This window comes from Bartonella florencae (assembly GCF_000312525.1).
GTDB lineage: Bacteria > Pseudomonadota > Alphaproteobacteria > Rhizobiales > Rhizobiaceae > Bartonella > Bartonella florencae.
In genome coordinates this window covers 5,671-15,659 of sequence record NZ_HE997459.1, presented here as the reverse complement: position 1 = coordinate 15,659, position 9,989 = coordinate 5,671, and the positions used below count along the sequence as shown (strand labels likewise).

Annotated in this window: 14 protein-coding genes; 5 read left to right on the top strand and 9 right to left on the bottom strand. The window is 42.1% G+C overall.

Annotated features, from left to right (window positions below; all coding sequences use genetic code 11):
* Positions 1-135: 135 nt before the first annotated feature.
* Both BN202_RS08575 and BN202_RS08570 read left to right on the top strand, forming a co-directional pair.
* Entirely contained in the window at positions 136-501 is a 366-nt protein-coding gene (locus tag BN202_RS08575; RefSeq protein WP_019220234.1) for a helix-turn-helix domain-containing protein, read from the top strand.
* A 3-nt stretch (positions 502-504) separates the two neighbouring features.
* Positions 505-1,041 carry an ImmA/IrrE family metallo-endopeptidase gene (locus tag BN202_RS08570; protein ID WP_019220233.1) on the top strand — a complete coding sequence of 179 codons (537 nt, stop codon included), beginning with the start codon at positions 505-507 and terminating at the stop codon, positions 1,039-1,041.
* Between the two features lie 335 nt (positions 1,042-1,376).
* Here BN202_RS08570 and BN202_RS08565 read toward each other — a convergent pair whose 3' ends face one another.
* The 9 genes from BN202_RS08565 to BN202_RS08525 all read right to left on the bottom strand — a co-directional run bounded on the left by BN202_RS08565 (position 1,377) and on the right by BN202_RS08525 (position 8,838).
* Positions 1,377-1,736 carry a head-tail joining protein gene (locus BN202_RS08565; RefSeq protein WP_019220232.1) on the bottom strand — a complete coding sequence of 120 codons (360 nt, stop codon included), beginning with the start codon at positions 1,734-1,736 and terminating at the stop codon, positions 1,377-1,379.
* Between the two features lies 1 nt (position 1,737).
* Positions 1,738-2,814 (bottom strand): major capsid protein, encoded by a 1,077-nt coding sequence (locus tag BN202_RS08560; protein WP_019220231.1) that lies wholly within the window; start codon positions 2,812-2,814, stop codon positions 1,738-1,740.
* 12 nt (positions 2,815-2,826) lie between these two features.
* Complete coding sequence (locus BN202_RS08555) at positions 2,827-3,198, bottom strand: head decoration protein (RefSeq protein WP_019220230.1); 372 nt, start codon at positions 3,196-3,198, stop codon at positions 2,827-2,829.
* Entirely contained in the window at positions 3,195-3,347 is a 153-nt protein-coding gene (locus BN202_RS10385) for a hypothetical protein (protein WP_019220229.1), read from the bottom strand. Before BN202_RS10385 ends, BN202_RS08555 begins: the two co-directional genes overlap by 4 nt.
* A gap of 110 nt (positions 3,348-3,457) precedes the next feature.
* Complete coding sequence (locus tag BN202_RS08545; RefSeq protein ID WP_019220228.1) at positions 3,458-4,516, bottom strand: S49 family peptidase; 1,059 nt, start codon at positions 4,514-4,516, stop codon at positions 3,458-3,460.
* Positions 4,506-6,077 carry a phage portal protein gene (locus BN202_RS08540; protein ID WP_019220227.1) on the bottom strand — a complete coding sequence of 524 codons (1,572 nt, stop codon included), beginning with the start codon at positions 6,075-6,077 and terminating at the stop codon, positions 4,506-4,508. The genes BN202_RS08545 and BN202_RS08540 overlap by 11 nt, the downstream gene beginning before the upstream one ends.
* Positions 6,077-6,325 carry a phage head-tail joining protein gene (locus BN202_RS08535; protein ID WP_019220226.1) on the bottom strand — a complete coding sequence of 83 codons (249 nt, stop codon included), beginning with the start codon at positions 6,323-6,325 and terminating at the stop codon, positions 6,077-6,079. Before BN202_RS08535 ends, BN202_RS08540 begins: the two co-directional genes overlap by 1 nt.
* A gap of 3 nt (positions 6,326-6,328) precedes the next feature.
* Positions 6,329-8,257, bottom strand: coding sequence for a phage terminase large subunit family protein (locus tag BN202_RS08530; RefSeq protein WP_019220225.1), 1,929 nt, complete (start codon positions 8,255-8,257; stop codon positions 6,329-6,331).
* A gap of 29 nt (positions 8,258-8,286) precedes the next feature.
* On the bottom strand, positions 8,287-8,838 hold the full coding sequence (locus BN202_RS08525) for a hypothetical protein (RefSeq protein ID WP_019220224.1): 552 nt from the start codon (positions 8,836-8,838) through the stop codon (positions 8,287-8,289).
* A gap of 61 nt (positions 8,839-8,899) precedes the next feature.
* Between BN202_RS08525 and BN202_RS08520 the strand changes: the two genes are divergently transcribed.
* The 3 genes from BN202_RS08520 to BN202_RS08510 all read left to right on the top strand — a co-directional run bounded on the left by BN202_RS08520 (position 8,900) and on the right by BN202_RS08510 (position 9,945).
* Positions 8,900-9,214, top strand: a complete 315-nt coding sequence (locus tag BN202_RS08520; RefSeq protein ID WP_034988039.1) for a type II toxin-antitoxin system RelE/ParE family toxin — start codon at positions 8,900-8,902, stop codon at positions 9,212-9,214.
* A gap of 16 nt (positions 9,215-9,230) precedes the next feature.
* Complete coding sequence (locus BN202_RS08515) at positions 9,231-9,527, top strand: HigA family addiction module antitoxin (protein ID WP_019220222.1); 297 nt, start codon at positions 9,231-9,233, stop codon at positions 9,525-9,527.
* 112 nt (positions 9,528-9,639) lie between these two features.
* Positions 9,640-9,945 carry a BrnA antitoxin family protein gene (locus tag BN202_RS08510; protein WP_034988047.1) on the top strand — a complete coding sequence of 102 codons (306 nt, stop codon included), beginning with the start codon at positions 9,640-9,642 and terminating at the stop codon, positions 9,943-9,945.
* Positions 9,946-9,989 lie beyond the last annotated feature (44 nt).

Below are 9,989 nucleotides of genomic sequence, written 5' to 3'. Positions count from 1 at the left end.
GTAATATTTTTTATTTTGCTCATGTCGTTTGTTGGCAATCTGTAATTATTGTAAAAAGGCAGTTGATTTATACCTTAATATAAAATATATTCAACTTATTAAGATTAATTATAAATTCTTTGGAGTTCTATTTAGATGCTTACATCCTTTGGTAAAACCATACGAAAACTCCGTATTGATCATGCAGAACGTCTTTTAGATATGGCTGATAAATTAGGTATATCTGTAGCGTTTTTATCTTCTGTAGAGATTGGCAAAAAATCTGTGCCCGTTGGTATGGAAGAAAAGATCATAGAATTATACGATTTAGATCAAGATATGGCTTCTCTCTTAAGAAAAGAGGCTGATGCCTGCCGTAAGAGTTTTACAATAAAGTCTTCTAATTCATCCACAGGTGAACTTGTTGGTATGTTTGCTAGAGTTATAGATAACATTTCTCCAGAAGATGTAGAAAAAATGAAAAAACTGATGAAACGGATAAAAGAAAAAGAAGGTAAATAAAAGGTGTATAAAAGCATTGATTACGAAGTTCCTCCTCATAGTTGGCACAAAATTAGTTATTTAGCTGGTTTATTTCGAAGAGAATTACAATTGTCAGATGTCCAATATTTTCCAGTAATGGAGTTTATTGAATCCATTTTGCCTAATATGAAGCCAGATTTTCATTTACGTATCGCAGATAAGAAAGAACTTGGAAATGTGGGTGGTTTAACTGATCCGCAAGGTAAGTTCATCGTTTTAAGAGAAGATATTTATAGAGATGCGTACAATGGTAATGGTCGTGCAAGATTTACAGTTGCTCATGAATTTGCTCACCTCTTTTTACATACAAATTTACCCTTACAACGCGTAATTGATTCTCATGGAATACCTGCTTATCGCAGTTCAGAACGGCAAGCTGATCAGTTTGCTGCTGAACTTTTAATGCCACGTTCAGGTATGACCAAATTTAAGACTCCAGAAGAGGTTGCTAAGTGCTATAAAGTTTCATTACAAGCAGCAAAGGTTAGAATGAAAACATTAAACATTAAATCAGAATAAAAAGGGTTTGAGTTGCAGCTCAAACCCACAAAGAGTTTACGTCAGGCTAAGGTTTGCTGACGTAAAACCAGACAGGCAACAGAAAGATGCAACCTGTAGCAGTAAAAAATTGTATCATTGTGAATGTCTCATGTCTAGGTTAATTCACCGAGAAAGTTATCTGATGGATAACAAAAATAAAGTTCATGTTTTTCGAGCGTGGCGTAGATGCCCTTATACAGGTCAAAAACTTTACGCAAAACACTATGGGCGAAAGGCTTGGCGTATTCCAATAAGTAAGTGATGAAAACACAGAAGGGGATAATTTATTCCCCTTCTGTACATTAGAAACATAATCAAAATTGCTTTTTAGATGAAGATTCATTACGCAGAATAAGCTTATACATACCGGATTCAGAGGCTTGTACCTCTGTGATCACGAAGTGCTCTTGAGAGGTATCTTCAGGAGAAATAATGACAACGCTATCTTGAGGCTTTGGGGGGAAGCCGCCGATATCATGGATACAGACATCAAGTTCTTTTCGAGGAACGGTTGTGGGGATTCTGCCACCAGCCTCCGATTCCGAATGCTTAATGGTGTAAATCGCTGTGATCTGAAAGGATTGTTGATTGTCCTTTCGCGTGTAGATGACGGGTTGCCCAAAGGTATTGCGTACATCTTGAATCATTTTATGAAGCAACCCGTGCCATCGCATGTTATTTTCCTCCACTGACCGCTTTAAAGAGCATTTCAGGGCGGGTACAAATGTAAAGCGGATAGCTGTAGACCTCCGGTTTTACCCATGCATTACGGTCGTTATCGACAATCAACATGGTGTAGAGAGGTTTTCCAACGGTGTTGGCAAAATCCAAGCTTTCCCCTGGTGCAAAGGTTTTTTGGAATACACCAGGCGCATCAACAGGAAAGAATTGGCATTCATCAGGCTTAATCCCTATGGCACGCTTTGTTCCGGCTTTTGCACTCACATTATAGTTGTGAATACTCCGGTAATTAATGAAAGTGACACCTGCAAAGTCAAAACTGCCAAAACTTCCAGAACCAATGGCACTTGGTGTTGCAACACCTCCAGCACTATTGAGTGTTTGTGCAAGAGCTGTGTTGAGATAGGTTTCACGAATTGTTTTATGGTTTTTCAACTTGGAAAAGAATTCATTTCCACAAAGCCCAATAATCCGTGAACGATCAGAAAATGCCCCCTTTGAAGCCTCAATCATTCTCATGATGACTTGATCAACATAGTCGGCAACATTTGTTGTCTCATTATTCAGTTTAAAGTCAATGGGCTTTGGGGGTGTGATTTCCCATTCTTTGTACCAATCAACAATGACAGAGCCATCGGCATCAAGGACAGCACCTTGAACAGCGCCAAGCTGCATATTCTCCCATGTCAATTCGATTTCAGAAATCAGCTTCTTTTGTTTTCTGGCAATATATTTCATTGCTGTCTCTAACTGATCTTCTGTGCCAAATTCACGTCGGTTCTGGATTTCTTCCGATTTTACCGTATCACTTTTGGCAATACGTGTTGTTTTAAAAAACCGAAGATTACGACCCTCTCTATCACCTTCTGCTAAAGGTGCGCCACGTTCACTGGTTTGAATAAGCGAAAATGTATTATCACGCCGTTCAATGCCAACCACTGTGGTACTGGTTTCCACTTCCTCAAAAAGATCAAGAGAGCTTACAAGACTAGGTTGAAACTCATAGTTTTCAATGGCTTTCATCATTGTGATGCTTGAGAAAGCATCATGTTTAAAAAAATTCATATCCATGTGCGCATTCTCCTATCGCAACATTATTTTGTTGTTATCTTCTAAAGACTGAATGGCAGTACTTTTTTGTTCATCCGTGATGGCATCTGGCCATAGCAGTTCAGAAGCCTTTACGGTACTCAAGCGCGCTGTAATGACGGCGTGTTGCTCTGCTTCTGTTGCATCAACAGTGGCATAAGAAATCCCTGCTGGCGTTTGACTACCATCTGATAGCGCTGGATTAAGGGGAACATATTTTCCCGTTGCTGTTACTTTTCCCATAACAGTGCCGGCTTCAACAAATGCCCCTGATGCAAACACCACTTCTTCATTGGACATATCCGTGTCATAGCGTCCAAGATAAGCGCCATTGCGAACATCTTCATAGAAAACTTGATTATTCATTTTATTGCCCTCCAAGCTGCTTCCCATTTTGCATAAATTTTTGTCTTGTTCGTCCCATCATTGTGGGGTGCTGTGGTTGATAGTTTTAAAGAGGAACTTTTCGAGACAGCGGCTGCTAGAACAGCATTTTTAGCTTTCTGAAGTGTCATGCCGCTTTGAATTGCTTTTGCTGCATCAAAAGAAACACCTAAACGCTTTGCTTGCTTTTCAAGGTTTGTCAGTCCCTGTGCGCGCTTTCTTTCCTTTTCAAGAGCAGCTTTTATGGTTTCTTGCTTATCTTCGTTGTTCTCATCTTCGCTTTCTTCTTCATCGTCGAAGTCTTCGGCATCTTCGTCAATGTCGAGTGTGTCTTCTTCGTCTTCATGGGTGATGTCGACAATCTTTTCATCATCATCTTCTTCAGCGCGGTATTGTGTGCGTGCCATGTGTTTTGTCCTTCTTTTGTTGCTGTTGGGTTTTGTGATATGGAATCCATTAAGGCTTCCAAAACCTGCGCAAGGGTTCCTCGCGCATCTGCTAATCCAAGTGTGATGGCTTGGTTGCCTATAAAAGTTTCTGCTTTGGTGTCGCGGATTGCAGCCGCATTAAGAGGTCTATTGTGCGCAACCAAATCGACAAACATCTCGTAGAGCAGGGCGCAATCTGCTTGTATTTTTATCTGTGCTTCATCGGCGAGTGGTTCATGAGAATTGCCATGAACTTTATGATCCCCTTCAAAAACAAAGGTCCATTTAAGCCCATGTTTTTCATCTGCACGAGACTGATCAAGATGGGCACAAACAACACCAATCGAGCCCACAACCCCTGTACGAGCAACCCAGATTTGAGAAGCAGAACAAGCAATGGCATAAGCTGCCGAACAAGCAACCTCATTGGCATGTGCCCAAATGGGTTTGTTATATTTTTTTGAGAGTGCTTGAAACTCTTCCACAAGATCAAACACACCACCAGCTTCTCCACCGCTACTATCAATATCAAGCAATATTGCATGAACATCAGGCTGCCCAATCGCTTCACGAAAAGAAGCGCTCAAACCTTCATAAGAGGTTAGACCTGATAAAGCCCCAAGCCATGCACCACGGCGCACAAGCGTGCCGTGAACTGGTATGATGGCAATATTGTTTTGCACCACATAAGTTTCTGGTGGTCTTAAAGGAGCACCATCTTTTTCTAACAATGCTCTCACGGCAAATTTTTCTCCTGCAAAAAGCCGTGGGGCAAGAGCATTGAGAATAATATCAAGCTTTGTGGAGGCAAGCATGAGGGGCACACCAAAAAGCCGGGATGCCAAAAACGGCATGTCGAGATTATTCACCATTTGCATGTGCCTTACTGTCTTGGTTACTTTCATAAGTTTCAGAATTCTCTGAATCTTCATCATCAATCAGTTGATTGGCTGTTGAGGGTGCTAGCGCATAATCGGTATCAAAGGATAAACCACGTTTGCGCGCATCTGTGCGTTCTTCTTCGAGTTCGGCATGAATGTTATCAATATCAAAACCACGTTCAGCAAGCGCCATACGCCGTGTTTTCAAGCCAGCACGAATTTCTTCTTTTTCTGCGGAGATATCCTTGATGGGATCAATCATTTCAAGGGGTGGTGCAAAGCTTTCACATTGAAGCCATGGCAAGGAATTTTCTTCCCATCCTGGTAAATTCACACGTCCAGCAAGCACTGCCATTTCGACAAAGCGTGCCCAAACAATGCGATTAAACTGAAAGGCAATGATATGTTCTCTCCATTGTTTAACATGGCGTCTAAATTGAATGATGGAGGTTCGCACATTGGAAAAATTCCCCCGCGTAACATCTCCTGTCACAACGGCATAAGGCATATTGAGAGCAGAACAAATTCTTGAAATATTGCGAAATTGAAAAGCCTCATAAGAACCACCAACCTCAACAGGATTTGAGAATGTAATTTGTTTTTCGCCATCGACTACGTTAACCGAGCCAGGATAAATTGGGTGCTCTTCGGGAACCTCTTCAATCTTCTTTTCCACCCTCTGTTCAGTTTTCGTTTTTTCACGATTTTCCTCTAACTCTGCCTCGTGAGATTCCTTGCCTGTAATAAACACTGCGAAAAGAGCCGCTGTTTTTTTTCGTTCAAGTTCTGCATCATCATAGGATTCAAGTTGGAAGATCTTTGTCATAGCACGCGTTATTTTGGGAGAACCGCGCAATTGTCCGGCAATACGGCGCTCTTTGATATGAATGACCATTTCAGCAGGGACACGCACGCGCTCTTGGCTCTCAAAGACTGTGTTGGAAGGGCAATCATCATAGGGGTGATGTTTCCAAAAATGATAAGCAACACGCTTACCTCTGGGATCGAATTCAATTCCCATACGAATGTAATGGCCTTCAATCTCAGCCGGTCCATTATAGGTGAGATCCAACATTTCAGTGGGATAAACTTGCAACTGAAGAGGCACACCAGAGCGCCCGTAGAGATCAACATAATGCAATCTTACAAAGCACTCTCCGGTTAAAAAGACCTCTCGTGCAATGGTTGTTTGCAGACCATAAAAGCTGGCATCTTCATCATAATCGGCTTCATCAACCCATTGCCACCACAAGTCTAAAAGCTTTTTCTTTTCTTCTTGAAAGCCTTCAATGCGAGGATAAGGTTTAATCCCATCACTTACAGCCGCAGAGACCCATTCCTCCGTTGCAGAACCATAAAGAGATTCATTGTCATAAAGCCACCTTGAACGGGCAACAATGGTATCACCGCATTCTTCAATGGCTTTATTGATATGTTTTTTTGCGGGGTCAAAACCACTCATACGGCGGCTTTTGCTTGCCGCTTCAAAATGGGGATTGTGTTGACGAGAAATTTTAAAAAAGCCCGTAATTTTATTGAACAAACCAGCCATTAATAGCCTCGTGATATGTTAAAATAGAACACGCGTGCACTTTTACGCCCTTCAAGGTCCGCTATTTGCCTATTCAGCATCTCAAGCGCTCTGCGCAGTTCCTCAACAGAGCGGTTGCTTATTTGCTTATCGCCATGGCGTACCGATTGTGCTCCTGAATAAAGAGCCTCTTCAATTTGTTCACGCCGCCTTTTTAAATTTTCCAGTCTCGAAAATTTGCTGTTAAATTGTCCTAAAGTTTCACCCACAAATTACCTCCAATCTCCTCGCATATAAGGATTCATCATTGTTCTGAATGGCTTCTTTTGAGGCTGTGCTGTCTGAGATTTTTTGGGAGAAGGAGAGGGCACATGTTCTGATGTTGGCTGCTCTAAAGAACTTTCAACTTTAAGTTTTTCCAGACGCTCTTCTAAGATATCGACTTCTCGATTAAGGTTTATTCCCGCCGAAATCAGACCTTGTAAAGCTGCATAAGCATAGACCCTACAGTCCAAGGCTTCATTTCTTGCCGTTTCACTTTTTTGCCATTCGATACGCTTAAAGCCTTTAAAATATTTGATCACTTTTCTTTCAGCGGTCAGCTGATCAAAATATTCTCGATCAAGGCTTTTATGAAAATGTGTCGCACCAGCCCCCGTTGCTTCGGGACCCGATTTTTTAAACCGCGCTGTAATGATATCTTTCGCCGCATCAACCCCAACAATATAAAGATTAATCTGTCCTTTGTTGTTTCTGCTTGGGCGGCGTGGCCACACCGCTCGCCAACCAGCTTGTCCCTTAATGCCCCAGATACGTCGTCCTTCACGGGGGCGCACATAATTATAAACAGCCTGTGTATGTCCACCACCGGTATCAATACAAGCCGCCGTTATCCTAATACCCTCTTTATAGCCTAGATGTGGCCAACGTTTTGCAAGATATTCATCCAATTGGTCCCACACTTCAAAAGAAGAGGGATCACCAAGGATAACTTGATAATCAATATGCCAACTTTCTTCGCTGCGTCCCCATCCCACCACTTCAAGCTCTAAACGGTCATTTTGCACATCAATGCCTGCTGTCAACACGACAGCTTGTTCTGGTGCTAAAGGATAATCTTCACGTTTTGCATAAAGGCTATCAGGGTCAACAACTTCGCCTGTTCTGTCCTCCCATGGCTCTCCAAGCACTGTATTCACAAAAGGCTGTAGAAGCGCTGGATCATCCTTGGCATTTAAAAATTCGCGTGCACATTCACCCCAAGTAAGCCAAGGGGAATAGAGTGCAGAAATATGATAAGAACGCAAATTCGGTCTGCTAGACTCGCTGGTTGGGACCCAGCATGCACCTCTTTCTTCACACATCAAATCCGTTTTTCGGTGCTCAGCATGTTCATGACCACAATGGGCACAAACAAAAACAGCTTTTTCAGGGGCGCCTTTGGGCCATTTGATTTGTGACCAGACAAGTGGTTGGAGTACACCACACGCATCACAAGGGACATTGTAATATCGCTGGTCTCCTAGCACAAAATCCTTGGCAATACGGCTTGTGTCACGGTGGGTCGGGGTGGACAATTTAAAGATCTTTCGTTGTACAAAGGTCGAGGTACGCTTTTCTGCAATCATCACCGGATCACCTTCGTTATCAACACTGAGAGGATAACCATCAACCTCATCCAAAATCAGATAACGAATAGGCATAGAACGCAGACCAGCAGCACTGTTTGCTCCTGTCAGCATCAGCGCCCCACCATCAAACTCTTTAGAAAACATGGTATTGCCGCTGTCACGCGCACGGGCAGGGGCGATGCGTTCACTTAAAACTGGACTTGCCATAATCATGGGATCAAGCCGCGTCTTTGAAAGCTTCTTGGCTGTCTCAACGGTGGGCATCACATAAAGGGCTGGTCCTGGACTATAATGAATAGCATAACCACAAAAGTTCAGTCCTGCCTCTGACATGCCAACCTGCGCCCCTTTCATGACAATGGTTGTTTCAATCGGTTTGTGAGAGGAAAGATTATCCATGATTTCGCGCAAATAGGGGGTGCGTTTTGTTCTCCATAATCCAGGTTCAGCACTTGCTACGGTGCTAAGGTATCTATTCTTATCCGCCCATTGAGAAACCGTGTAGGGTGGGTCCGGTTGTCTTGCATCATTGGCATTGGCGAAAAATTCTTTAACAGCACTCTCATCCATTATTCATTCTTTGCTTGCCTCTAGCACTCTCATTCTGGAGGTTGATGATTATGATAAGGAACCGGAATATGAACAGCTTCAAGCAAAGCTTTTCTCATATAATAATCGATAGCACCGATAAGGCTTGCGGCATCACACCCAACTTGTGCGGCAATGCTTGCTCCAAAACGATGAGGGAAATTCAACATGGCATCACGGTGAGCTCTTCCAAATTCACGCGCTGCTCTCTTTACTTCTTCACGGTCAACGGTTGTTTCGCGCAAACGTTCAAGGGCAATCTTTTCGCTTTCAAGGGCAACTTGCATTCGCTCCAGTTTAATCTTGTATTCATTAGCACCCTCTGTAGAGATTTGTTTGATCTTTGTCCGTGGTTGACCATCCGGTGCTAAAAATGGGGCAGGGCGCTTTGTTGGATTCTCATTCCAGATAGCTGTTGCAAGCGCTTCATTAACAGAACCATCTTCAAAAAGAGCTGTGTCAAATTTTCCTGTTTTAAAACGAGAAACCACCGCATTAGGAGAAACACGCATCTTTTTGGCAAACGCTCGAAGCGAGAGACCTTTTCGAGATTGCTTAGTCATTTCCGCTCCTGTTTTTTATATTTTTCAACATTCATTCTTTTCTTTAAACTGGTATCATGCTATGATACATAAAAGAACGAATGAAGGTGACTTGGTGATTGAATCTTTTGCGGATAAGCGGTGTAAAGATCTTTTAGAAGGTAATCTACCTAAAGGTTTTCCCACAACTCTAGTACGTATAGCCCAAAGGAAATTGTTTATGCTGGATAAAGCAGTTGATCTCAAAGATTTGCGTAGTCCTCCAGGAAATCGTTTAGAAGCATTGAAAGGAGAGCGTAAAGGTCAATATTCTATTCGTATTAATGACCAGTTTCGTATTTGTTTTGAATGGCGTTTTAATGGTGCTTATGAAGTTGAAATTGTAGATTATCATTGATTTGTAGGAGGTCGAGATGAAAAATTATATAGCTATTCATCCCGGAGAAATTTTACGAGAGGAATATTTAAAAGAATATGCTCTCTCTGCTTATGCCCTTGCCAAAGCATTAAATGTTCCACGCACGAGAATAGAACGTATTGTTGCGGAAAATAGTCCAATAACTCCAGATACAGCACTAAGATTAGCCTATTTTTTTGATACGACAGCTGAGTTCTGGCTTAATATGCAAGCTGCTTATGACGTTAGTATATTACAAACTGAAAAAGCAGACGAATTTGCCAAAATCAATAAATTTGAATGTAGGGTTTAATGATCTTTCCACTCATGAAGTTTTAAGACGTAACAAGATAATTGACGATCCGGTATAATCGGGTGTATATTCCGGTATGCAAAAGGATACGCTCCAAGTCACACGAGAATTATTGGTTTTCAAAAAAAACTTTAAAATAAGATGTGGCTACACAAAAGAAGATTTGGAAGCCGTGGATTCTCCACCACTAACAGATGAAGAACTGGCACGCTTAAAGCCAGCTAAAGACGTTTTACCAGCCTCCTTTTTTAAGTATGTAACAGAAGAGCGCCGTAAACGTGAGCGTCCACCCGTTGAATCTCCTAAACAAGCGGTTACTCTATGTCTTGACCCAAACGTTATTGCTTCTTTAAAAAAACAAGGAAAAGATTGGCGCACACGTATGAGTGAAGTGTTAAAAAAAGCATGCGGTTGTTAAAGCAATCTCCTCCCCACCCTAAAAAGTGCTTTACAGTTGAAATT